This is a genomic window from Streptomyces broussonetiae, assembly GCF_009796285.1.
GTDB lineage: Bacteria > Actinomycetota > Actinomycetes > Streptomycetales > Streptomycetaceae > Streptomyces > Streptomyces broussonetiae.
This window is the reverse complement of record NZ_CP047020.1, coordinates 4,514,871-4,538,202: the sequence shown is the minus strand read 5'-3', so window position 1 is coordinate 4,538,202 and position 23,332 is coordinate 4,514,871. Positions and strand designations below refer to the sequence as shown.

The window sequence follows — 23,332 nt, the reverse complement described above, 5'->3', positions numbered from 1 at the left end:
TCAGGCCATCCTCCTCAGGCCACCTTGCGCTCGGCGTACTCCGCGATCTCCACCATCGGCGGCCGCTCCTCGGTGTCCACCGAGTAGGTGCGCGGCTCGAAGCCGTCCTCGCCCCGCTCGAACTGGGTCAGCGAGGGGCGCACCAGGTGGCCCCGGGCCAGCCGGAGCTGGGCGGTGCGGTAGATGGCCGCGGCCATCCGGCCGAGCGCCTGGCCGTCCTGGTGCCGGTGCCTGCGCACGCCGACGTCCACCTGGGCCAGCGCGTCGAGGCCCACCAGGTGCAGGGCGTCGACCAGCATGCCCAGTTCCACGCCGTAGCCGACCGGGAAGGGCAGTTGTTCCAGCAGGCCGCGGCGGGCCGCGTACTCGCCGCCGAGCGGCTGCACGAACCCGGCCAGCTGCGGCCAGTGCATGTTCAGCAGCGGGCGGGCCATCAGCTCGGTGACCCGTCCGCCCTGCCCGGCGGCCGAGCCGAGAGGGCGGTCGTACATGGCCTTGACCAGGGCCACCTCGGGGTCGGTGAGCAGCGGGCCGACGATTCCCGAGACGAAGTCGGAGGAGAACTCCCTGAGGTCCGCGTCGATGAAACAGATGATGTCCCCGGAGGTGACGAGAAGCGAGCGCCACAGGACTTCACCCTTGCCGGGGACGGCCGCGATGCGGGGCAGGATCTCGTCGCGGTGAACGACCCGCGCGCCCGCGGCGGCGGCGACCTGGGAGGTGCGGTCGGTGGAGCCGGAGTCGACGACGACGATCTCGTCGACGAGACGGACCTCCTCCACGAGGTCGCGGCGGATGGCCGTGACGATGTCGCCGACGGTCTGCTCCTCGTTGAGCGCGGGCAGCACGACGCTGATCGTCTGGCCCGTGCGCTGCTTGGCGGCCAGGATCCGGTGCAGCGGGCGGTCGGCCACGGACCAGGAACGGGTGGCCAGCCAGCGCTCGACTTCTTCCAGCACGGTCTGTGGCTCCTCACTGTTCGTGATCACGTGGGGTCATGCGGTGATCAATCTCGCGGTTCGGACGACTATCTCAACTGTCCTGGGCTTCGGTTACAGTCTTGAGCAACGCCGATGACCATCGCATGTCGAGGGGCGCGCGCGTTCCACAACCGCATACAGCTCATCCAGAGGGGCAGAGGGACACGGCCCGATGAAGCCCCGGCAACCCTCCAGCCGGTCTCGTTTTTCACAAGCGAGGCTCCCGGCTAGGGAAGGTGCCAAATCCGTCTCACGGCGAGATGCGTCGTGAGGAAGATGAGGAGAAAGGGCCTCGCCTCCATGGCTGTGCAGACAGTTGCAAGTTCCAGCACCTCCACCGTCGACCTCGGTCCCGCCGTGGCGCTGAGCTGTCGCGAGTGCGGTCACCGCGTCCCGCTCGGCCCGGTCTTCGCGTGCGAGGAGTGTTTCGGTCCGCTGGAGGCCGCCTACGACTTCTCCGGCTACGACACCGAGGAACTGCGCCGGCGGATCGAGTCCGGTCCGGCCAGCATCTGGCGGTACGCGCCCCTGCTGCCCGTCCCGGCGGACGTGGCCGACAAGCCGAACCTGAACCCGGGCTGGACCAACCTCGTCAAGGCCGACAACCTCGCCCGCGAACTGGGCGTCACCGGCGAGCTGTTCGTGAAGGACGACTCCGGCAACCCGACGCACTCCTTCAAGGACCGCGTCGTCGCCCAGGCCCTGGAGGCCGCCCGCGCCTTCGGCTTCACCACCCTGTCCTGCTCCTCCACGGGCAACCTGGCGGGTGCCGTCGGTGCCGCCGCCGCCCGCGCCGGCTTCCGGTCCTGCGTGTTCATCCCGCACGACCTGGAGGAGGGCAAGGTCGTCATGGCCGCGGTCTACGGCGGCGAGCTGGTCGGCATCGAGGGGAACTACGACGACGTCAACCGCTTCTGTTCCGAGCTGATCGGCGACCCGGCCGGCGAGGGCTGGGGCTTCGTCAACGTCAACCTGCGCCCGTACTACGCGGAGGGCTCCAAGACCCTGGCGTACGAGATCTGCGAGCAGCTCGGCTGGCGGCTGCCGGACCAGCTGGTGATCCCGATCGCCTCCGGCTCCCAGCTCACGAAGATCGACAAGGGTCTGAAGGAGCTGATCGAGCTGGGCCTGGTCGAGGACAGGCCGTACAAGATCTTCGGCGCGCAGGCCGCGGGCTGCTCGCCGGTGTCCACCGCCTTCAAGGCCGGTCACGACGTGGTCCGCCCGCAGAAGCCGAACACCATCGCCAAGTCCCTCGCCATCGGCAACCCGGCCGACGGGCCGTACGTCCTGGACATCGCGCGCCGTACCGGCGGTGCGGTGGAGGACGTGACCGACGAGGAAGTCGTCGACGCGATCAAGCTGCTGGCCCGCACGGAGGGCGTCTTCGCGGAGACGGCGGGCGGTGTGACGGTCGGCGTCACCCGCAAGCTGCTCAAGGAAGGCCTCCTGGACCCGGCGAAGACCACGGTGGTCCTCAACACCGGCGACGGGCTCAAGACCCTCGACGCGGTGGCCGGCACCGGCCTGAGCGCCACCATCCGCCCGACCCTGGACTCCTTCCGAGAGGCTGGCCTCGCATGAGCGTGACCGTTCGCATCCCCACCATCCTGCGCACCTACACCGGCGGCCGGGCCGAGGTCGCCGCCGAGGGGGCGACCCTCGCCGAGGTCATCGAGGACCTGGAGAAGAACCACACCGGGATCTCCGCCCGTGTCCTGGACGACCAGGGCAAGCTGCGCCGGTTCGTGAATGTCTACGTCAACGACGACGACGTCCGCTTCGAGCAGGGCCTTGAGACGGTGACCCCCGACGGCGCCGGTGTCTCCATCATTCCGGCGGTCGCCGGCGGCTGATATATACCCTCGGTAACCGCAGTTACCGACTGTTCATCGAATGGCCCCTTCCGTGAGAGAAACGGAGGGGGCCATTCAGCGTGATTGAGCGCGGTAGAGTTGGGGAACGCGTTCCGATCTCGAAGGTCACGGGCCCCGGATTCCCCACCGCGGGCCCGATAAGAAGCAGCCAAAGTGTGCGGGCTTTCTGTGGCTTTTGTTCCGCTTTGCGCGGCCCGACTTGCCCTGAATTCAGCCGAAGTTTAGGTAGATTCCGGACCGGGCTCGTCCAGATTTCTCGTCCGATTGACCTGTTGCAGACGGCAGTTGGACAGATACATTCAGCCGCGGTCGACGCGTTCCGGCGCACGCCCCCGACCGATGGGGGGTGAGGTCTGACCCGGGTCCGCGAAGTGTGGATCTGTGCAAGGGCCAGTAATAGGGGAGTTAGGCATGGCTCAGGGCACCGTCAAGTGGTTCAACGCGGAGAAGGGGTACGGCTTCATCGCGGTCGACGGTGGTGCGGACGTCTTCGTCCATTACAGCGCCATTCAGATGGACGGCTACCGCACCCTTGAAGAGGGGCAGCGGGTGGAGTTCGAGATCTCGCAGGGCCAGAAGGGCCCGCAGGCCGACATGGTTCGCCTCAGCGCCTGAACGTTTCTTGTCCCAAGGGCCCGCACCTCGCGAGGGGTGTGGGCCCTTCGCCGTCCCCGGGCCACGCTGTCCGCGGGTGGCCGAGCGCCCCCCCGGACCCGCCGTAGGCGCTTGCGCCCACCCGTCACCCGACCACCACCCCATCGAGCCCGCTTCGCGGGCGCACCTTGCACTCGACCATGCCGAGTGCTAATCATTGGCGTTAGCACTCTGAAGGTGAGAGTGACAAAGAAGGACCGGGTCGGTGAGGCCCGCAGGCCATGTGGGGCAAGGAACCACAGGTCGGCGAGCCGTCCGTCGCGGGCGCGGGCGCGGTCCGAAGGAATCACCCCCAGTCCTGGAGGGACCACTTCACATGGCCAAGATCATCGCGTTCGACGAGGAGGCGCGGCGCGGCCTCGAGCGCGGCATGAACCAGCTCGCGGACGCCGTCAAGGTGACGCTCGGCCCCAAGGGTCGCAACGTCGTCCTCGAGAAGAAGTGGGGCGCCCCCACGATCACCAACGATGGTGTCTCCATCGCCAAGGAGATCGAGCTCGAGGACCCGTACGAGAAGATCGGCGCCGAGCTGGTCAAGGAAGTCGCCAAGAAGACGGACGACGTCGCCGGTGACGGTACGACCACCGCGACCGTGCTCGCCCAGGCCCTGGTCAAGGAAGGCCTGCGCAACGTCGCCGCCGGTGCCAACCCGATGGCTCTCAAGCGCGGTATCGAGAAGGCCGTCGAGGCCGTCTCCGCCGCCCTGCTGGAGCAGGCGAAGGACGTCGAGACCAAGGAGCAGATCGCCTCCACCGCGTCCATCTCCGCCGCCGACACCCAGATCGGCGAGCTGATCGCCGAGGCCATGGACAAGGTCGGCAAGGAAGGCGTCATCACCGTCGAGGAGAGCAACACCTTCGGTCTGGAGCTCGAGCTCACCGAGGGCATGCGCTTCGACAAGGGCTACATCTCCGCCTACTTCGCGACCGACATGGAGCGCATGGAGGCGTCGCTCGAGGACCCCTACATCCTCATCGCCAACTCCAAGATCTCCTCGGTCAAGGACCTGCTCCCGCTCCTCGAGAAGGTCATGCAGTCGGGCAAGCCGCTGCTGATCATCGCCGAGGACGTCGAGGGCGAGGCCCTGTCGACCCTGGTCGTCAACAAGATCCGTGGCACCTTCAAGTCCGTCGCCGTCAAGGCCCCGGGCTTCGGTGACCGCCGCAAGGCCATGCTCGGCGACATCGCCATCCTCACGGGCGGCGAGGTCATCTCCGAGGAGGTCGGCCTCAAGCTGGAGAACGCGACCCTGGACCTCCTGGGCCGCGCCCGCAAGGTCGTCATCACCAAGGACGAGACCACCATCGTCGACGGCGCCGGCTCCTCGGAGCAGGTCGGCGGCCGGGTCAACCAGATCCGCGCCGAGATCGAGAACAGCGACTCGGACTACGACCGCGAGAAGCTGCAGGAGCGCCTGGCGAAGCTCGCCGGCGGTGTCGCGGTCATCAAGGCCGGTGCCGCCACCGAGGTGGAGCTCAAGGAGCGCAAGCACCGCATCGAGGACGCCGTCCGCAACGCCAAGGCGGCCGTCGAGGAGGGCATCGTCGCCGGTGGTGGCGTGGCCCTGCTGCAGGCCTCCTCGGTCTTCGAGAAGCTGGACCTGGAGGGTGACGAGGCGACCGGCGCCAACGCCGTGAAGCTCGCCCTGGAGGCCCCGCTGAAGCAGATCGCCGTCAACGGTGGTCTCGAGGGTGGCGTCGTCGTGGAGAAGGTGCGCAACCTGGCCGTCGGCCACGGTCTGAACGCCGCCACCGGCGAGTACGTCGACATGATCGCCGAGGGCATCATCGACCCGGCGAAGGTGACCCGCTCTGCCCTGCAGAACGCCGCCTCCATCGCCGCGCTGTTCCTCACCACCGAGGCCGTCATCGCCGACAAGCCGGAGAAGGCCGCCGCGGCCGCTCCGGGCGGCATGCCGGGCGGTGACATGGACTTCTGATCGACCTGACGGTTGATCGCGTCCTTACCGAGGGCGGCACTCCCTGTCGTGAGGCAGGGGGTGCCGCCCTCGGGCGTGTTCGCAGTGGCCCGGATCACACAGGGGTGGGTCGTGGTCCGGAATGGGGGCGGCGCGCACGTCGTTACTTAATGAGCTGCAACAATGCGCACACACATACCGGTCGGTTGGCACCCGTCGACCGCTCACCCCGCACTCACGAGGAGCCCCCCACGTGACCGCCACCCCCTCCGCCTCCCGCGCGGCCCAGATCCTGTCCCGCCCGATCGCCCTCAACGGCCTCACCGTTCCCAACCGGATCGTGATGGCGCCGATGACCCGGATGTTCTCCCCCGGCGGCATCCCCGGCGAGGACGTGCGCTCCTACTACGCGCGCCGCGCCGCCGCCGGTGTCGGCCTGATCGTCACCGAGGGCACCTACGTGGGCCACGACTCGGCCGGCCAGAGCGATCGCGTGCCCCGCTTCCACGGCGAGGAGCAGCTGGCGGGCTGGGCCAAGGTCGCCGAGGACGTGCACGCGGCCGGCGGCACGATCGTCCCGCAGCTGTGGCACATCGGCATGGTCCGCAAGCAGGGCGAGCCGCCCTTCGCGGACGCCCCCGCCGTCGGCCCCTCCGGCCTGGTCACCGCCGGTGCCGAGCCCACCGGCAAGGCGATGACCCAGCAGGACGTCGACGACGTCATCGCCGCGTTCGCCGAGGCTGCTGCCGCCGCCGAGCGCATCGGCTTCGACGGCGTGGAGCTGCACGGCGCCCACGGCTACCTCCTGGACCAGTTCCTGTGGGACAGCACCAACACCCGTACCGACGCCTATGGCGGCGACCCGGTGGCCCGTGCGCAGTTCTCGGCGGAGATAGTCGCCGCGGTCCGCGCGGCGGTGTCCGCGGAGTTCCCGATCATCTTCCGCTACTCCCAGTGGAAGCAGCAGGACTACACCGCCCGCCTCGCCGAGACCCCCGAGGAACTGGAGGCCATCCTGGCCCCGCTCGCCGCGGCCGGTGTCGACGTCTTCCACGCCTCCACCCGCCGCTACTGGGTGCCGGAGTTCGACGGCTCGGACCTCAACCTGGCCGGCTGGACGAAGAAGATCACCGGCAAGCAGGTCATCAGCGTCGGCTCGGTCGGCCTCGACGGCGACTTCATCAACGCCTTCCAGGGCGAGGGCTCCGCGGTCAAGGGCATCGACAACCTCCTCGACCGCCTCGAGGCCGACGAGTTCGACATGGTCGCGGTCGGCCGCGCCCTGCTGCAGGACCCGGAGTGGGCGGCCAAGGTCCTCGCCGACCGCTTCGAGGAGCTGAAGCCGTACGACGCCGCCGCGGTGAAGACCCTCAGCTGACTGCGCCCTTGGGGCACTTGTGATCGTCGTCGTCCGTTCCCTGATGAGAGTTGCGGCATGAGGGAAGCGAGGAGTTAGCGATGACGACGACCGAGTCCCAGGCGGTCCCGGACACCGGCGGCCCGGACGGCCCCGTGGTGCGCACCGCGTCCGGCGCGGTGCGCGGCCTGCGGGAGCAGGGCCTGTCGGTGTTCCGGGGCATCCCCTACGCCGCACCCCCCGTCGGCCCGGACCGCTTCCAGGCCCCGCGCCCGCCCCACCCCTGGGACGGCGTCCGCGAGGCCTACGCGTTCGGGCCCCCGCCCCCGCAGGAGGAGGGCCTGCTCGGCCGCGCGCCCCAGCTCCCGGCCGCGTCCGGCGACGAATGGCTGACGGTCAACGTGTGGACTCCCGACCCGGACCCGTCGACCGCCCGCCCGGTGATGGTGTGGCTCTACGGCGGCGCCTTCAAGGTGGGCCACGGCGGCCAGCCGGGCTACGACGCCCAGCATCTCGCCCGCGAGGGCGACGCGGTGCTCGTCAGCTTCAACTACCGCCTGGGCATGGAGGGTTTCGCCCACTGGACCGGCGCTCCCGCCAACCGCGGCCTGCTGGACCAGGTGGCCGCCCTGGAGTGGGTCCAGGAGAACATCACTGCGTTCGGCGGCGACCCGGACCGGGTCACCGTCTTCGGCGAGTCGGCGGGCGCGGGCTGCATCGCCGCACTGCTCGCCATGCCCGCCGCCCGCGGCCTGTTCGGGCGCGCGATCGCCCAGAGCGTGCCCGGCACGTTCTTCTCCCTGGACCTGGCCCGCGACATCGCCACCGCCCTCGCGGCCGAGGCGGGCCGCCCGCCCACGGCCGCCGACCTGGCCGCGCTGGACCCCCGGCAGCTCACCGAGGCGGGCAAGGCACTGGGCGCGAAGATGCGTGCGTACACCGATCGTTGGGGCCAGGTGGCCCCGAGCGCGGTCCCCTTCTCCCCGGTGGTCGACGGCGAGGTCCTGCCGACCACCCCCTGGGCGGCCCTGGCCGCGGGCGCGGCCCGTGACGTGGACCTCCTCGTCGGCCACAACCGCGACGAGTTCCGCCTGTTCCTGGTCATGGCGGGCCTGCCCGGCAAGATCACGGACGAGATGGCGACGCAGACCCTGCGCCTGTACGCGCCGGGCGGGCAGGCAGGAGAGGCGGCCTACCGAGCGGCCTTCCCCGGGGCGGGCGCGGAGCAGCTCTTCGAACGGGTACAGACGGACTGGCTGTTCGCCCTGCCGAGCCTGCGTCTGGCGGAGGCCCAGCGGGCGGGCGGCGGCCGTGCCCACGTCTACGAACTGACCTGGCCGGCCCCGGAGACCATCGGCCGGCTGGGCGCCTGCCACGGCCTGGACCTCCCGCTGCTCTTCGGCACGTTCGGCGCCGACCTGGGCGCCCTCATCTTCCCCGGGGGCAAGCCCACCCCGGAGGCGGAGCGGCTCTCGGCGTTCATCCGCAGCGCCTGGACGACGTACGCCCGGACCGGCGACCCGGGCTGGCCGCAGTACGACTCGCAGGCGCGCCTGGTGCAGGTCCTGGACGTGGAGCCGAGGGTGGCCCCGTATCCGGAGGAGCAGAGCAGGAGCATCTGGGAGGGCCACGAGTTCGGCGCCCTGCCGCTGCTGACCTGAGCGCCGCCTACAGATTGCCCAGAGGACCGTTCATGGGCTCGATGTCGACACGCACGGGCGTTCCCCACACCCGCAGCACCTCGTAGTCGGTGAACTCGTGGACGAGCCGGTAGGCCATGGCGGCCCGGGACGAGCGTCGCTGGGCGGCGAGATACGTCTCGGCCTCGCGCCGGTCCCGCCGGGGCGTGCCGCACAGCTGCCACTCCTGCCCGTTCCAGGCCTCCGGCAGCCAGCGCTGCTGCGGCTGGGGCCGGTCGGCACGGACGCCGTAGCGGGAGGGGGCGGTGGCGGGCGCGGCTTCGGCCCTGCCGCCGCTCTGGTACTCCGACCGGCGGGCGGCCCGGCGCCGGGTCTCGCACAGCAGGCACAGATCGGGCGCGCTCTCGTCCACGGGCCCCTGCGGGTGCTCGGGACACCGGGTGGCGGGCGCGCTGCTGCCGGCGCTCTCCTCCACGAGGTCGAGCGCCCGGCGCAGATCGGCCTTGATCTCGTGCAGCCGGGAGTCCGGGGTGTCGCCGGTCAGGGCCTCCCCGTGTTCCCCGACGAGGCGTAGGGCGCGGCCGAGGGCGGCCAGCTGGGCGTGGTTCATGGTCAGTCCGCGTAGTCCTTCAGTTTCTCGGTGTCCAGTGTGCTGCCGACGGGCGCCGGCAGTTCGACGGTAGCGCCCCAGGGGTAGCCGGGGGGACTGCAGGTAGTGGCCTTCCTTGTAGGTCAGGCCCCTGCGCGGTGTTGGCGCACCGGCGGGGGCCGTTTGCTCATGGCCGCACGCCAGAGCCTCGTGACTCTGTGTCGCAAGTCGAACGCGTCAGGTCAATCGTGGGGTGGGAGGGCGGGTTGAGGCCCTCCACCCATTCCTTGAAAAGGGCGCTCGGGGCTGGGGGCTCGGGGCTTGAGCTTCGGGACGGCTACCTGAGGGACGAGGTGAACGCAGCCCACGCGGCCGAGCTGAAGAAGAGCTTTGGGCCGTGGGGGGTCTTCGAGTCTCGGACGGGGACGAGGGTGGGGTGGCCGTCGGCGACTTCCAGACAGTTGTTGCCGCCTTGGCTGTAGCTGGACTTGCTCCATACGGCCGTGCTCGGGTCGTAGTCAGGGGTGTTCCTCATGCGCGTAATCCTGCGCCAACTCCTCAATCAGGACCAGGGACTTCTCCCGCGAGAGCGCGGAGGCCACAAGGAGGTCGAACGTGAACCTCAGCTGGGCGACGGTGGCCGGGTCGTCCTCCAGGCGCCCGGTGCGGACCCCCTCGAAGTAGACCAGCGGAGGGGCGTCCGTGAACTCCATCAGCTTGACGGCGCCCTGCATCGCCGCATGTGCGCCCGCGCCGAGTGGCAGAACCTGCATGATGACCCGGTTTCGCCGGGCCAGCCCGGAGATGTGGTGCAAGGCCTCCGCCATTACCTTTCGACCGCCGGTCTCCCGGCGCAACGACGCCTCGTCAAGCACTGTCCACAACAATGGCTTTGTTGGATGGTCGAGCAGACGGATCCGCTCCATCCGGCCTTCCGTCCACTCCTCGACGGTCTCCTCCGGCACTGTCGGGTCGTACGCACGGTTCGCAGCCCGTGCGTACGCGGGTGTCTGGAGCAATCCGGGGATCAGGAGCGGTGCGTACTCCCTGATAGCCGTGGCCTGCGCCTCCGCCTCGGCTGCCTCCTCGAAGGGCTCCTCGTACTTCGACTTGGCTGCTGCTCCGCAGTTCCGCTGGAAGAAGCCGTCCGTCCCCAGGGCTTCGTCCAGCATCCGCGCGTACTCCCACTGCATCCGCCGCGTCCCCGACTCCAGCTGCCCGATGAACGAACCGCTCACGAAGAGCAGTTGGCCCAGCTGCTCCTGGCTGATCCCCTTCCGCTCACGGGCGTGACGTAACTCGGCGCCCAGCATGGCGCGGGGTGAGGAGGACGGATCGAGGTCCTTCGGGCCTGCCATAGCGACTCCCTGTCACACAGCTCGGATTGTTGGGGCGCCCTGTCTGGCCAGGCTAGCGACCTGTCGACCACTCTGTGTAGCGGAAGCGGAACTCACTGTGGAGGTAGGGCATGCTGCGTACGACCGAGGACATCGTGGAGTCGCTGCGGGACGCGCTCGCCGGGGTCGGGGTCCTGTTGCCGTCGCTGCGGGTCGACCCGGTGACCGGCGCCAGTGACGAGCCCTTCGCGCTGGTGGACCTGGGGCGTTGCAACGTCCGCACCGCCGAGCGGCTGACGGACGTGCTCAAGGCGATGCCCGTCGCCGAGGAACTGCGGGTCAAGGTGCGGCAGGTGAACCGGGAGCGGCGCAGCCGCTGAGGCCGCGGTGGTCGGCTCCAGGTCCTGTCGTCAAACTCCCGCCGTCCGCCCGCAGGGCAGGCGGGAGTTTGACGACAGGACCTGGGCCGGCTCAGTGGGGTCGTGGGTGATCAGGTCTCCCGGCTGGCACCGCAGGACCTCGCAGATCCTCGACAGGGTCGAGAAGCGGATGGCCTTGGCCCGCCCGTTCTTCAGCACGGACAGGTTGACGACGGGCGGAGCATATCGATATTCGACAAGTCCATGACCGCTGACGAGACCGGCCCGGCGGGCTGGAAAGCGGGTGAGTCCCTCAGTGGTTGGCGTGCGGACCCTGGTTGCCGTGCGGACCCTGGTGGCCGCGGGGGCCCTGGTGGATCAGGCTGCCCTCTCCGCACGCGGGGGCGGTGTCGCGCAGCGGCAGCGGCGAGACCTCCTTGAGCACCGGGACCACCGCGAGGTCGTCGGCGCACTTCGCGGTCCCGGAGATCGTCCAGTGGCCGTTGTCGTGGACCGCGGCGGATGCGGATGCGGGTGCGGGGGTGGTGGAGTGGGAGTGGGGGTGGGTGTCCGCGTGGGCGGGGGCGGCCAGGGCGGCGGCGGAGGCGGCGGTGAGGGCGGCCGTGGCAAGGAGCTTCATGGTCGTCATGCCAGGGGAACGACCGGCAACGGCCGTGCGTCACGCGGGAGTGACCGGTCCGGCCGGCGCGGCAGGCCGAAGAGATACGTCGCCGCGAAGCCCACCGCGTATCCGGTCAGCAGGCCACCGGCGTAGATCGCCATCGCCGCTCCCGCGCCCCTGTTGCCCGTCAGCAGCGGGAACAACGCCCAGCCCGAAGGGCCGATCGCGGTCGCGCCCACCTTGGTGCCGAGCATCGCGAAGAAGCCGACGAACGCCCCGCCCGCCGCCCCGCCCGCGCAGGCCGTCAGGAAGGGGCGGCCCAGGGGGAGACAGACGCCGTAGATCAGGGGTTCGCCCACGCCCAGCAGGCCTGCGGGGAGCGCCGACCTGATCGTCGTACGCAAGGACGTGTCGTGGCGCAGGCGGACGTAGACCGCGAGGGCCGCGCCCACCTGGCCCGCGCCCGCCATGGCCAGCAGTGGGAGCAGGACCGTGTAGCCCTGCTGCTCGATCAGCGTGGTGTGGATGGGGATGAGGGCCTGGTGCAGGCCCAGCATGACCAGGGGCAGGAAGAGACCGCCCAGGAGCAGTCCGGCGCCCGCTCCGGCGGTGGTCAGCAGCCAGTTCGCCGCCGTGCCGATCGCCGTCGCCAGCGTGCCGGCGGCGTACATCAGGCCGTACAGCGTCACCAGGCCGGGCACGAGCACGGTGACGGTGGGGGTGAGCAGGACGTCCAGTGCGCCCGGGACCCGGCCGCGTACCCACTTCTCCACGCGGGTGGCGAGCAGGGCCGCCGCCAGCGCGCCGAGCACTCCGCCCTGGCCCGGTGCCAGGTGCGCCCCGAACGCCGTCACCTTCGCCACGCCCGGATACACCACCACGGCCGCGACGGCTCCGCCGAGCACCGGGGTGCCGCCGAACTCGCGTGCCGTGTTGATGCCGACGAACACCGCGATCAGGGCGAGGAAGGCGGAGGCGATCGCGGACAGGGCGGGGGTGAGGCCGGGCAGCCAACCGGTGTTCAGCAGCAGGCCGTTGAGGCCCGCGAGGATGCCGCAGCCGATCAGGGCGGGGACGAGCGGGACGAAGACGTTCGCCACCCGGCGCAGGGCGGCCTTCACCGGCCCTTCTGCCGAGGGCGCTTCCAGGGGCTTTCCCGAGGCCTCTGCCGAGGGCTTTTCCGAGGGCTCCTCCGCGGACTCCTCCGAGGGCTCCTCCGGCGGCCCGGTGGTGACCCGCTGCGCCACCTCCTGCGTGACCTCCCCGACCACCCCCGGCCCGAGCACGATCTGCCAGCTGGGCCCGGCGGACACCAGGCCCAGCACGCCGGGCACCGCCCTAAGGCCCTCCGCGTCCGCCGCCGCCGGGTCGGCGAGGGTCAGGCGCAGGCGGGTCATGCAGTGGGTCACGGAGGTGACGTTGGCCGGGCCGCCGACCCGGGTGAGGACGGCGGTCGCGGTGGAGGCGGGGTCGATGCGCACGCCCCGAGCGTGCGGGTCAGCGGGCCGCGTGCGCCAGCGCGGCACGCAGATGGCCGCCGGACTCCTCCAGAAGGCGGGCGGCGGTTGGGCCGTCGACGTCGGCGAGGAGGGAGAGGATCGCGTGCTTCACCTCGCCGCCGGACTCGGCGAGGGCCCGCTCGATCTCGTCGTCGCCCGCTCCCGTGGCCAGGGAGACGATCCGGCGGGAGCGGGCGCGGAGCTTGTCGTTCGAGGCGCGGACGTCGACCATCAGGTTTCCGTAGGTCTTGCCGAGCCGGATCATCGTGATGGTCGAGAGCATGTTCAGGACCAGCTTCTGCGCGGTGCCCGCCTTCAGCCGCGTCGAGCCCGTGATCAGCTCGGGGCCCACGACCACCTCGATGCCGTGCTCGGCCGCCGCCGCGAGCGCGCTGTGCTCGTTGCAGGCCAGGCCGATCGTCAGTGCGCCCACCGCCCGGGCGTGCTCGACCGCGCCGACGGCGTAGGGGGTTCGGCCGGAGGCGGAGACGCCGACAACGGTGTCATCGGCCGTGACCTTCAGGGCGTCCAGGTCCTGGCGGGCCAGCTCCCCGGAGTCCTCGGCGCCCTCCACCGAGGTGACCATGGCAGGGGGTCCGCCCGCGATCAGACCGACGACCTGGGCGGGATCGGTGTTGAAGGTGGGCGGGCACTCGGAGGCGTCCAGGACGCCGAGCCGTCCGGCGGTACCGGCACCGGCGTAGATCAGCCGTCCGCCGCGGGCCATCCGCTCGGCCACGGCGTCGATGGCGGCGGAGATCCGGGGAAGCTGGGCGGCGACGGCCGTGGGCACGGTGGCGTCCTCGCCGTTCATCAGGCGGGCGATGTCGAGGGTGGACAGGCGGTCGATGTCGGCGAGTTCGGGACGGAAGGCTTCGGTGGTCAGGGAAGCCAGCTGACTGCGCAGGTCATGGGAGGTCATGGGGGGGGCGGCTCTCTCAGGTCTGGGTGCCGTTGTGCGTGCTGTGCTCACCCGGGGGACTCACCTGGAGGGTGACTCACCTGGGGCTGGTGCGATGCCGATGGGCCAGCGCCTCGTACGACGCGGCCAGCGCGGGCGCCGCCGTCTCGTACGTCCGCTGGGCCACTCCCACGAACAGGCAGTCCACCACGAGCAGTTGACTGGTCCGCGAGGACATCGCGGCCGGTCGCAGCTCGCTCTCCCGTGAGGTGGACGTGGTCAGTACGTGGTCGGCGTACTGGGTGACCGGCGCGTCCGGCCGGCCGGTGATGGCCACCGTCGTGGCCCCGTGCTCGAACGCGACCCGCAACGGCTCGATGACGTCCCCCGTCGTGCCGGAGTGGGTGATCGCGATCGCCACGTCGCCCGAGCGGAGCTGCACCGCGTTGGTCACCGCGAGGTGCGGGTCGCTGTGGGCGTGCGCTATGAGGCCGATGCGCAGGAGCTTCTGGGTGAGGTCCTGGGCGACGAGGCCGGAGGCGCCGATGCCGTAGACGTCGGTGCGGCGGGCGGCGGCCAGCGCGGTGACGGCGGCGCCCAGCTGGGCGGTGTCGAGCCCGGCGGCGGTGTCGGCGAGGGTCTGCTGCTCCTCGTAGGCCAGCTTGGTGACGACGTCGGCGATGGGGTCGTCCACCGCGATGTCGGTCGTGATGGCCGGTGCCCGGCCCGACTGCTGCTGCGCGGCCAGCCCGGCGAGGGCGAGCCGCAGGTCCCGGTAACCCGGATAGCCGAGCAGGCGGGCGGTGCGCACGACCGTGGCCTCGCTGGTGCCGGTCAGTTCGGCGAGGCCGGTGACCGTGAGGGCGGCGCAGCCGGCCGGGTCGCCCGCGACGGCCTCGGCGACGCGCTGCATGGACCTGGTCATGGAAGGGGCGAGGGTGCGCACCTTCGCGGCGAGGGAACCGCCCGGACTGCCGAAAATTTCCTTCACGTCCTGGGTCACGAATGAAAGATATTTTCGGTTCGGTGCGCCGGTCAAGAGTGCGCACAATGGGTTGTATGGAGCCCATCAGTCCCGTTGAACAGGCCTTGCACACCGCCCGTGCCCTCGTGCTCGCCGATCTCGTCGCGGGCGAGGTCGCGCACGCGGACGTGGTCTCGCTGGTCGAGGACTCGGTCGCGGGGCGGCGCTGGTGGGTCGAGCAGTGGCCGCAGGGCGCGACCTATGTCGCCGGGCTGATCGCGCAGGACGTGCAGGACGCGCTGCTGGAGCGGTACGGCCGCTGGCCGCTGTGCCCGGTGTGCGGCTCGGGCGACCCGCACGCCCTCGACGTGGAGCCGGAGCTGGGCCCCGACCCGCACTGGGTCTGCCACAAGGCGGGCGTGAAGGTCGCGGCGGTGGGCTCACTGGGCTCGGCCACCGGCGGAACGATCTCGTCGTGACCCTGTACATCGACCCGCCCACCTGGCCGGGGCACGGGCGCATGTGGTCACACCTGGTCAGCGATGTGTCCTACGACGAACTCCACGCGTTCGCCCAGAAGCTGGACGTGCCGAGACGCGCCTTCGACGGCGACCACTACGACCTTCCGGCGCACCGGTACGCGGACGCGGTGGCGGCCGGGGCGCTCGAGGTCGGCAGCCGTGAGGTGGTGCGGCTGCTGCACGCCTCCGGGCTGCGCCGGCGCAAGCGCCAGGGGGCTCAGGCCCGGCGGATGTAGAGCTGGAGCCCGTCCTCCAGGCCGTGCTCGGCGTGGGCGAGGCGCTCCTCCTCCACGGTCGCCCGGGCGAACCCGGCCCGGGACGCCACGCGCTGGGAGGGGACGTTGGTGTGCTCGATGGTCGCGAACACCATCTCGACGTCGTCCCGGGCCAGCGCCCAGTCCGCCAGCGTGCGCAGCGCCTCGGTGGCGTAGCCCCGGCCCCGGGCGCCCTCGGCGAGGTCGTAGCCGATCTCCACCCAGCCGTGCTCGTCCGGGACGCCGTGGAAGCCGATGCCGCCGACGGCGCGGCCGTCCTCGTGCCGGACGAGCGCGAAGACCCCGAACTCCGGCCGGTGCACGCCTGCTTCGTACGCCTTCACCAGAAAGCCGGAGGCGTCCCGGGTGCCCTCGTACGGGCCGCCCTCGATCCAGTCCAGGCCGCCGTCGCCACCGAGGCGCAGATCGCGGGCGGCGGCCGGGCGCAGGCCGGTGAGCGTGACGCGCTCGGCGGGCAGGGTGAGGTTGTTGCGCCAGCGCCAGTCGGTGACCGGGGCGCGGCCGGGCAGCTCGCCGCGGCCGGTGGCCCACAGCAGGGTCGGCCAGGCCGCGGGGCCGGGCTGGACGTGCGGGAAGAGCCAGGTCAGGACGGACTCGGCCAGATCCTCGTCCGGGGTGTAGGCGAGTTCGAGGCCCTCGGCGATGTCATGCGTGTGCAGCAGTACCTCGGCGATGCCCATCGCCGCGAAGCCCTCACGGTCGGCACTGCGGAACGGGTAGGGGTGGAAAGCGCGCACACCGGGCGCGGTGGTGCGGACGGCGGCGGCGAGCAGCGCGCCGGTCGCCTCGATCACGTGCAGGAGACCGGCGTTGCCGGTGCCCTCGTCGAGGGTGATGTCGAAGGGGACGTACGCGTCCTGGGCGCGGCCGGCCAACTGGCCCGCATAGGCGATGAGATCGCTCGCGACGTGCTCGGCCGTCTGCCGGCAACTCCATTCCAGCCGCCCGGCGTTGACGGCCGTCCAGTCCCGGTCCACCGTCGGCCGCAGCGCCGCCACACAGCTCGCGACGGCCTTGTTCACGTCATCCCCGTTGATCGTTCGCATGAGGCGCACTCTAGGGAAGCGGCGGCCTCAGGTCGACAGCAATTCCAGCTCGGAACCGAGGTTGTAGCGGGCGGTGGCCTCCCAGTGCTCCTGCCCGTGCCGGGTGTGGAACAGCCTTGGCAGATCGAGGAGTTGGCGCAGAACCGCCGAACGGCCCGCGCGGAACGCGTCGTTCGGCACGAAGTGGTACTCCTCGCGGACCTCGGCGGTGTAGGCGGCGTACGCCGACGGGGGCGCGGCCAGGATCGCGAGGTCCGCGTCGCACAGCACCTGGCCGTCGGGGTCGGCCGCGGCCGGGGCGTGTGTGACGGTGAGCCGGACCAGGCGGGCCACCTCGGCCGTCTTCGCCTCCGGTACGCCCGCCTCGCCCAGCGCGCGTTCGGCGAGCCGTGCCGAGCGTTCTTCGTTCTCGGACCGCTCGGGCAGGTAGACGGCGTCGTGGAACCAGGCGGCCAGGCGCACGACGTCCGGGTCCGCGGCATGCCCCTGGAGTACGTCGATGTGATCGAGCACCGCGGTCAGGTGGGCCACCGCGTGGTACCGGCGCTGCGGCTCCTGCCAGCGGGCGAGCAGGTTGTCGGCGTACGGCGCCGGGTCGGGGCCGCCGCCGGGGGCGCGGGCGGCTTCCAGGGCGCGGGCGAAGCGGAGGCGCAGGGCGTCGAGGTCGGCCATGGGCTCATTCTCGCCGGTGTGCCGTGCGGTGTGCCGGGTAGGTGGGCGTAGTCTTGGAATTGGACTAGACCTGTAGACCTTGTTGAGACCTGTCAGCGGCCGATGAATGGGGTGCCATGAGCAAGCGTGCAGTCCTGGAGGTGATCGCGCTCGACGTCGGGGACGCGGTCGCCGCCCAGGCGGGAGGCGCGGACCGCCTCGAGCTGGTCACCGAGATGGCGGCCGACGGGCTCACCCCCGCGCCCGCCACCGTCGCCGGCATCCGGGCCGCCGTCGACATCGATCTGCGCGTGATGCTCCGGCTGGCGGACGGCTTCGCCGCCGGATCCGCCGAGGACGTCGACAGGCTGGTCCGGGCGGCGCACGCGATGCGGGACGCGGGCGCCGACCAGTTCGTGCTCGGATTCCTCGACACGACCGGAGCGGTCGACCTGGCGGCGGTGGAGCGGGTGGTCGGCGCGCTGGACGGCTGTGCCTGGACCTTCCACCGGGCGATCGACCGCGCCGCCGACCGCGACGCCCTGCGCAAGCAACTCGCCGACCTGCCCGGACTGGACACCTACCTCACGGCGGGCGCCGCGGCAGGGGTGGGCGAGGGGCTGCCCACGCTGGTCGCGGAGGCCGGGCGCCGGGGCGAGCCGGGGTACGACCAGACGCTCCTCGTGGGCGGAGGACTGCAGTTGGAGCACGTGCGGCCGCTGCGGAACGCGGGGATCGACGCATTCCACATCGGCGGCGCGGCCCGGCCCTCCGGGTGGCAGGGACCGGTCTCCGAGGAGGCTGTACGGGAGTGGCGCAGGGCGCTGGACGGGGAGTAGACCCGACCCCGACCGGTCCGTACTCGGCCCGGCCCCGACCGGTCCGGCCCCGACCGGTCCGTACTCGGCCCGGCCCCGACCGACCCGACTGCCCCGACCTGCTCGACCTGGCCGATCGGCCCTGTCCGGCTCGACGGGGCTCGAGTGATCCGATCGGCCTTGGCCTGCTCGATCGGCCTGACCGGCCTGACCGGGCCAGTCCGACCCGATCGGCCCGTCCGACCCGATCGGCCCGTCCGGACCCGTCCGGACCCGTCCGGCCCGACCGGCATCGTCACGCCGTCGCGAGTACCGCCAGGACGAAGAGGAACGTCACCGTGAAGCCCGTGAGCGGGATCAGGCCGAACATTCCGGCCGGGCGGCGCAGCACCGGGCGGCCCGGGTCCAGGCCGGGGCCCAGGGGGGCCATCGGCGCGGGGAGTTTGCGGATCTTGGACAGGGTGAACAGGTTGATCAGCAGCGTGATGGGCGTGATGATCATCGACATCGGACCCCACCAGCCCTGCGCCATGGTGTCCGACTGCATCTTCCGGAAGACGGCGAGCCCACAGGTGTGGCAGAAGGTGCCCTTCCGCCACAGGTTGCGCATCACGATCAGCATGCCCTGGTGGCCGCGGATCCTCATCTGTGCGGCGGGCGCGGCTCCGCACACCTCGCACCCGGGGCCGCCGGGAGCGGGGGCGGCGGCAGGGTGGGCGCCGGGGGCCTGCTGGTACGGAGCCTGCTGGTAAGGGGCCTGCTGGTACGGAGTGGGCTGGCCGTAGCCGCCGGGTGCCTGCTGGGGCGGGTACGGCCCGGGCGCGGGCTGCTGGTACGCCCCAGGTGCCTGCGCATACGGCCCGGGCGCCTGCTGGTACGGAGCCGGCTGCTGCGGGTACGGCCCGGGTGCCTGCGGGTAGGCGGGATGCGGGGACGGCGGTGTGCTCAACGGAGACCCTTCCATGGGGACGAGGCGGAACGGATCAGCACCCTACTCACCGTTCTTCTCCGTGAGTTGCGCGGGCAGCGGTGCCGCGTGGGTCACGATCAGACCCGAGACCGCCCGGGTGAGGGCCACGTACAGCCGCCGCAGCCCCGTCCGCTCGTCCGGCTCGCCGTCCACCACCGCCTGGGGCTCGTCCAGGACCACGTAGTCGTACTCGAGGCCCTTGGCGAGGGACGCCGGGACCAGGGTGAGGCGGGTCTCGCGGGTGGTCTCCGCACCGGGGGCGAGATGGGCGAGCCCCGCTGCCGTCAGGGCCTCGGCCAGGGCCGGGATGCGGGCATCGGCGGCGATCAGGCCCGTCGAGCCCTCGTTGCGCAGCAACTCCTCGCAGGCCGCGACGACTTCGGCGGTCCGCGTCGCCGTACGAACCTCGAAGAAGCCGGGGTTCTCACGGACCGAGGCGACCGGAGTGAGGCCCGGCGCGATGTGCGGCAGGAGCCGGGAGGCGTACGTGATGACGTCCGTCGGCACACGGAAACCGGCCGTCAGCTCCTCGATCACGCCCTCGCGCTTGCCGAGATGACCCAGCGCCTCGTCCCAGCTCCGGGTCGCCCACGGGGTCGTGCCCTGGGCCAGGTCGCCGAGGACGGTCGCGCTGCCGGTGCTGCAGCGGCGGCCCACCGCGCGGTACTGCATGGGGGACAGATCCTGCGCCTCGTCCAGGACGACATGGCCGAGCGAGTGGGTGCGCTGGATCAGATCGGCCGCCTCGTCGATCAGCACCGCGTCCGCCGACGACCACTTGGCGGACTTCACGCTGCGCACTGGCCGGTCCCACAGGATCGTCTTCTGCTCGTCCTCGTCGAGGACCCCCTCGGCATGCTCGGCGAGGAAGTCCGCGTCCGTCAGCAGACGCAGCACCAGCTTCGCCGGGTCGACGGCCGGCCAGAGCGCCTTCACGGCCGCCTTGACCGCGGTGTTGCGGGCCACCGCGTCCTGCACCCGGTCGTCCGGCGCCTCCCCGGACCGCTCCATCTGCACCAGCACCGCGTGCGCGATCCGCTGCGGCAGGGCCTCGCGGGCGGCGCCGTAACGGATGTCGCGCTGCAGCAACTCCTTTACAACGTCCTCGAGTTCGTGCGCCGCCACCCGCCAGCGGCGGGAGCCGCGCACCACCACCACCGGCTCCGTCGGCATGCTGACGTGCGCGTACAGGGCCCGGCGCAGCACCTCGGCCATCCGGGCGTCGCCCTTGACCACGGCCGCCGCCGCCTCGTCCGTGCCGCGTACCACCTCCCCGCGCGCCACCAGGTCGTCCACGGTGGCCTGCTGCACGGCCAACTCGCCCAGCGCCGGGAGAACTTGCTCGATGTAGTGCAGGAAGGACCTGTTCGGTCCGATGACGAGGGTGCCGGTGCGGGCCAGCCGCTCCCGGTGGGCGTAGAGGAGGTAGGCGACCCGGTGCAGGCCTACCGCGGTCTTCCCGGTGCCCGGCCCTCCCTGCACACACACCGTGCCGGACAGGCCGGAGCGGACGATCTCGTCCTGCTCGGGCTGGATGGTGGCGACGATGTCCCGCATGGGGCCGACGCGCGGCCGCTCGATCTCCTGCTGGAGCAGCTTGCTGGTGGTGGCCGTCTCGGCCGGGTCGGACAGGTGCTCGTCCTCGTACGCCGTGAGGTCGCCGCCGGTGTAGCCGAAACGGCGGCGCAGCCCGACGTCCATCGGGTTCTTCTTGGACGCCCGGTAGAACGGCTGCGAGACCGGGGCCCGCCAGTCGATGACCATGGGGTCGCCGTCGGCGTCGTGCACATGCCGGCGCCCGATGTAGAACTGCTCGCCCTCGGCGCCCTCGGCCCGGTCCGCGCCCGGAGCGTGCAGATAGTCGAGCCGCCCGAAGAACAGCGGGGTGTCGCTGAGGTCGGCCAGCGCCTTGATCCGCTCGTCGATCTGGCGGGCCAGCACCTCGGCGTTCACCCAGTTCGCGGTGACGTCCTTGATGTCCAGCGCCTCCACGTCCTCGCGCATGGCGCGCAGCGCGCCACGGGACGCGCTCAGGTGGGCGCGCTCCCGGGCGAGGGGGGCTGGTGGCGGCTCATGGGCGGGCGTGGACAAGGGATGCCTCCGGTCGGCCTGCTGGGTGACTACGACGAAGCCGCACGGTTTCCGACCGGGCGACGGCACTCCGCTGGGGGGAGGCGGGCAAGAGCGGAGATTGTAGGTGAGGGGGCGAGGAAGGAGCCAATGGATTTTCCGCCGGTGAATTCCCCGCTCCGCCGCGCCCTGTTGCCTCCTTCTGCGCCGCGCCCCGTCCGGCTCCCCCTCCCACCGTCCCCTAGGGGGCACGTGATCCCTGACGTAGGGGGCGGGGGCCGTCCGTGTCCATCCGCAGGCCTAGTCGCAGACGTCCGGGATTGGCTCCGGAGACCGATGCGGGCGATGTGTCCGGGGATCCACCATGGAGGCATGAGCGCAGCAACCATCTCCCCGTCCCCGTCCCCGGCCCGGCCCCCGTCCGGTGCCACGGCGACGGACGGCCCCCATCACCACCCGCTCGGCAACGCCCTGCGCGCGATCAAGGTGTTCGCGCAAGCGGCGTTCAACGTCGTGCTCCTCGGCGAGTACGGCGAGGAGGCGGGCATACACCGTCGGTGACCGCCCGGTCGGCCCGCCGTCGGCTCAGCCCTCCGCCAGGATCTCGTCGGCGTCCACGATCCGGTAGGCGTAGCCCTGTTCGGCCAGGAAGCGCTGGCGGTGGGCGGCGAAGTCCTGGTCGATGGTGTCGCGGGCGACGACCGAGTAGAAGTGCGCCTGGTGGCCGTCGGCCTTGGGACGCAGCACCCGGCCGAGGCGCTGTGCCTCCTCCTGCCGGGAGCCGAAGGTGCCCGACACCTGGATGGCGACCGTCGCCTCGGGCAGGTCGATGGAGAAGTTCGCGACCTTCGAGACGACCAGCACGCTGATCTCGCCCTCACGGAAGGCGTCGAAGAGCTTCTCACGCTGCGCGTTGGAGGTCTCGCCCTTGATGACGGGGGCGTTCAAGTGCTCGCCCAGCTCGTCGAGTTGGTCGATGTACTGCCCGATGACGAGGATCTGCTGGCCGGCGAACCGGCGCACGATCGCCTCGGTCACCTTCCGCTTGGTGTCCGTCGTCGCACAGAAGCGATACTTCTCCTCCGTCTCGGCGGTGGCGTACGCCAGCCGCTCGGAGTCGGTCAGATTCACCCGCACCTCGACACAGTCGGCGGGCGCGATGTACCCCTGCGCCTCGATCTCCTTCCAGGGCGCGTCGAACCGCTTGGGCCCGATGAGGGAGAACACGTCGGACTCACGGCCGTCCTCACGGACGAGCGTGGCCGTCAGCCCCAGCCGGCGCCGGGCCTGCAGATCGGCGGTGAACTTGAAGACGGGAGCCGGCAGCAGATGCACCTCGTCGTAGACGATCAGCCCCCAGTCCCGGGAGTCGAACAGCTCCAGATGCGGGTAGACACCCTTCCGCTTCGTGGTCAGCACCTGGTACGTGGCGATGGTGACCGGCCGGATCTCCTTCTTCGTCCCGCTGTACTCGCCGATCTCGTCCTCGGTCAGCGACGTCCGCTTCACCAGCTCGTGCTTCCACTGCCGGGCCGAGACGGTGTTGGTGACGAGAATGAGGGTGGTCGACTTGGCCTGGGCCATGGACCCCGCCCCGACCAGCGTCTTCCCGGCGCCACAGGGCAGCACGACGACCCCGCTGCCGCCGTGCCAGAAGTTCTCCACGGCCTGCTTCTGGTAGGGCCGCAGGGTCCAGCCGTCCTCGAGCAGCTCGATCGGGTGCGCCTCGCCGTCGACGTACCCGGCGAGGTCCTCGGCCGGCCAGCCCAGCTTGAGCAGCACCTGCTTGATCTGCCCGCGCTCGGAGGGGTGCACCACGACCGTGTCCTGGTCGATCCGCGCCCCGACCAGCGGGACGATCCGCCTGGACTTGAGCACCTCCTCCAGCACCGGCCGGTCGGTGGTGCTGAGCACGAGCCCGTGCGCGGGGTGCTTGGACAGGGTCAGGCGGCCGTAGCGGTCCATGGTCTCGGCGATGTCGACCAGCAGCGCGTGCGGCACCGGATACCGGCTGTACTGCACCAGCGCGTCCACGACCTGCTCGGCATCGTGCCCGGCCGCGCGCGCGTTCCACAGTCCGAGCGGCGTGACCCGGTAGGTGTGGATGTGCTCCGGAGCCCGCTCCAGCTCGGCGAACGGCGCGATGGCACGCCGGCAGTCGTCGGCCCGCTCGTGGTCGACTTCCAGGAGCAGGGTCTTGTCGGACTGGACGATCAGCGGTCCGTTCACGGGCGGCACACCTTTCCACTACGGCCTTCACTGCGGCCAAACGTCCAGTCTGCCG

The 23,332-nt window shown here is 71.2% G+C and carries 24 protein-coding genes, 1 pseudogene and 1 riboswitch; of the genes and pseudogenes, 11 read left to right on the top strand and 14 right to left on the bottom strand.

Annotation, left to right across the window (positions count from 1 at the left end):
* Window positions 1-14: 14 nt before the first annotated feature.
* Window positions 15-959, bottom strand: a complete 945-nt coding sequence (locus GQF42_RS20945; RefSeq protein WP_158922138.1) for a glucosyl-3-phosphoglycerate synthase — start codon at window positions 957-959, stop codon at window positions 15-17.
* A gap of 160 nt (window positions 960-1,119) precedes the next feature.
* Window positions 1,120-1,263: riboswitch (SAM riboswitch) on the top strand.
* A 17-nt stretch (window positions 1,264-1,280) separates the two neighbouring features.
* Here GQF42_RS20945 and thrC point away from each other — a divergent pair.
* The 6 genes from thrC (at window position 1,281) to GQF42_RS20915 (ending at window position 8,447) form a co-directional block, all read left to right on the top strand.
* Complete coding sequence (gene thrC, locus GQF42_RS20940) at window positions 1,281-2,564, top strand: threonine synthase (RefSeq protein ID WP_158922136.1); 1,284 nt, start codon at window positions 1,281-1,283, stop codon at window positions 2,562-2,564.
* Complete coding sequence (locus GQF42_RS20935; RefSeq protein ID WP_158922134.1) at window positions 2,561-2,836, top strand: MoaD/ThiS family protein; 276 nt, start codon at window positions 2,561-2,563, stop codon at window positions 2,834-2,836. The genes thrC and GQF42_RS20935 overlap by 4 nt, the downstream gene beginning before the upstream one ends.
* 432 nt (window positions 2,837-3,268) lie before the next feature.
* Window positions 3,269-3,472, top strand: coding sequence for a cold-shock protein (locus tag GQF42_RS20930; RefSeq protein ID WP_004929928.1), 204 nt, complete (start codon window positions 3,269-3,271; stop codon window positions 3,470-3,472).
* A gap of 355 nt (window positions 3,473-3,827) precedes the next feature.
* Entirely contained in the window at window positions 3,828-5,450 is a 1,623-nt protein-coding gene (gene groL / locus GQF42_RS20925) for a chaperonin GroEL (protein WP_158922132.1), read from the top strand.
* A 232-nt stretch (window positions 5,451-5,682) separates the two neighbouring features.
* A complete protein-coding gene (locus GQF42_RS20920; protein WP_158922130.1) occupies window positions 5,683-6,807 on the top strand; it encodes an NADH:flavin oxidoreductase in 1,125 nt (374 codons plus the stop codon).
* An 80-nt stretch (window positions 6,808-6,887) separates the two neighbouring features.
* A complete protein-coding gene (locus tag GQF42_RS20915) occupies window positions 6,888-8,447 on the top strand; it encodes a carboxylesterase/lipase family protein (RefSeq protein ID WP_158922128.1) in 1,560 nt (519 codons plus the stop codon).
* A 7-nt stretch (window positions 8,448-8,454) separates the two neighbouring features.
* On the opposite strand, the gene GQF42_RS20910 is transcribed toward GQF42_RS20915, so the two are convergent.
* The 3 genes from GQF42_RS20910 to GQF42_RS20900 form a co-directional block, all read right to left on the bottom strand.
* Window positions 8,455-9,036 (bottom strand): hypothetical protein, encoded by a 582-nt coding sequence (locus tag GQF42_RS20910; protein WP_158922126.1) that lies wholly within the window; start codon window positions 9,034-9,036, stop codon window positions 8,455-8,457.
* 316 nt (window positions 9,037-9,352) lie between these two features.
* A complete protein-coding gene (locus GQF42_RS20905; protein ID WP_158922124.1) occupies window positions 9,353-9,550 on the bottom strand; it encodes a DUF397 domain-containing protein in 198 nt (65 codons plus the stop codon).
* The gene (locus GQF42_RS20900) at window positions 9,534-10,373 is read right to left on the bottom strand and encodes a helix-turn-helix domain-containing protein (RefSeq protein WP_158922122.1); all 840 of its coding nucleotides are present in this window, start codon (window positions 10,371-10,373) and stop codon (window positions 9,534-9,536) included. The genes GQF42_RS20905 and GQF42_RS20900 overlap by 17 nt, the downstream gene beginning before the upstream one ends.
* Before the next feature lie 110 nt (window positions 10,374-10,483).
* Here GQF42_RS20900 and GQF42_RS20895 point away from each other — a divergent pair.
* Window positions 10,484-10,663 (top strand): annotated as a pseudogene (locus tag GQF42_RS20895) (hypothetical protein); the annotation flags it as partial.
* Window positions 10,664-10,762: 99 nt separating this feature from the next.
* On the opposite strand, the gene GQF42_RS20890 reads toward GQF42_RS20895, so the two are convergent.
* The 5 genes from GQF42_RS20890 to GQF42_RS20870 form a co-directional block, all read right to left on the bottom strand.
* Window positions 10,763-10,936 carry a helix-turn-helix domain-containing protein gene (locus GQF42_RS20890; protein WP_199273077.1) on the bottom strand — a complete coding sequence of 58 codons (174 nt, stop codon included), beginning with the start codon at window positions 10,934-10,936 and terminating at the stop codon, window positions 10,763-10,765.
* A gap of 88 nt (window positions 10,937-11,024) precedes the next feature.
* Window positions 11,025-11,351, bottom strand: coding sequence for a hypothetical protein (locus tag GQF42_RS20885; RefSeq protein WP_158922118.1), 327 nt, complete (start codon window positions 11,349-11,351; stop codon window positions 11,025-11,027).
* A 5-nt stretch (window positions 11,352-11,356) separates the two neighbouring features.
* Window positions 11,357-12,814, bottom strand: a complete 1,458-nt coding sequence (locus tag GQF42_RS20880) for a PTS transporter subunit EIIC (protein WP_158922116.1) — start codon at window positions 12,812-12,814, stop codon at window positions 11,357-11,359.
* A gap of 16 nt (window positions 12,815-12,830) precedes the next feature.
* Window positions 12,831-13,754, bottom strand: a complete 924-nt coding sequence (gene murQ, locus GQF42_RS20875) for an N-acetylmuramic acid 6-phosphate etherase (protein ID WP_158922114.1) — start codon at window positions 13,752-13,754, stop codon at window positions 12,831-12,833.
* Between the two features lie 76 nt (window positions 13,755-13,830).
* Complete coding sequence (locus tag GQF42_RS20870) at window positions 13,831-14,736, bottom strand: MurR/RpiR family transcriptional regulator (protein WP_158922112.1); 906 nt, start codon at window positions 14,734-14,736, stop codon at window positions 13,831-13,833.
* Between the two features lie 56 nt (window positions 14,737-14,792).
* On the opposite strand from GQF42_RS20870, the gene GQF42_RS20865 reads away from it, so the two are divergent.
* Together GQF42_RS20865 and GQF42_RS20860 are read left to right on the top strand one after the other, a co-directional pair.
* A complete protein-coding gene (locus tag GQF42_RS20865; RefSeq protein ID WP_158922110.1) occupies window positions 14,793-15,176 on the top strand; it encodes a hypothetical protein in 384 nt (127 codons plus the stop codon).
* Entirely contained in the window at window positions 15,173-15,454 is a 282-nt protein-coding gene (locus GQF42_RS20860) for a DUF4031 domain-containing protein (protein WP_158922108.1), read from the top strand. The genes GQF42_RS20865 and GQF42_RS20860 overlap by 4 nt, the downstream gene beginning before the upstream one ends.
* Here GQF42_RS20860 and GQF42_RS20855 read toward each other — a convergent pair.
* A complete protein-coding gene (locus tag GQF42_RS20855; RefSeq protein WP_233273404.1) occupies window positions 15,436-16,539 on the bottom strand; it encodes a GNAT family N-acetyltransferase in 1,104 nt (367 codons plus the stop codon). The genes GQF42_RS20860 and GQF42_RS20855 overlap by 19 nt on opposite strands.
* A gap of 27 nt (window positions 16,540-16,566) precedes the next feature.
* On the bottom strand, window positions 16,567-17,211 hold the full coding sequence (locus GQF42_RS20850) for an HD domain-containing protein (RefSeq protein WP_158922106.1): 645 nt from the start codon (window positions 17,209-17,211) through the stop codon (window positions 16,567-16,569).
* 116 nt (window positions 17,212-17,327) lie between these two features.
* Between GQF42_RS20850 and GQF42_RS20845 the strand changes: the two genes are divergently transcribed.
* Complete coding sequence (locus tag GQF42_RS20845) at window positions 17,328-18,029, top strand: copper homeostasis protein CutC (RefSeq protein ID WP_158922104.1); 702 nt, start codon at window positions 17,328-17,330, stop codon at window positions 18,027-18,029.
* Between the two features lie 274 nt (window positions 18,030-18,303).
* Here the strand turns inward: GQF42_RS20845 and GQF42_RS20840 are convergent, their stop codons facing one another.
* A complete protein-coding gene (locus tag GQF42_RS20840; RefSeq protein WP_158922102.1) occupies window positions 18,304-18,957 on the bottom strand; it encodes a hypothetical protein in 654 nt (217 codons plus the stop codon).
* A 42-nt stretch (window positions 18,958-18,999) separates the two neighbouring features.
* Entirely contained in the window at window positions 19,000-21,069 is a 2,070-nt protein-coding gene (locus GQF42_RS20835) for a HelD family protein (protein WP_158922100.1), read from the bottom strand.
* 351 nt (window positions 21,070-21,420) lie between these two features.
* Between GQF42_RS20835 and GQF42_RS20830 the strand changes: the two genes are divergently transcribed.
* Window positions 21,421-21,609 carry a hypothetical protein gene (locus GQF42_RS20830; protein WP_158922098.1) on the top strand — a complete coding sequence of 63 codons (189 nt, stop codon included), beginning with the start codon at window positions 21,421-21,423 and terminating at the stop codon, window positions 21,607-21,609.
* Between the two features lie 24 nt (window positions 21,610-21,633).
* Here GQF42_RS20830 and GQF42_RS20825 read toward each other — a convergent pair whose 3' ends face one another.
* Window positions 21,634-23,277, bottom strand: coding sequence for a DNA repair helicase XPB (locus GQF42_RS20825; RefSeq protein ID WP_158922096.1), 1,644 nt, complete (start codon window positions 23,275-23,277; stop codon window positions 21,634-21,636).
* Between the last annotated feature and the right edge of the window lie 55 nt (window positions 23,278-23,332).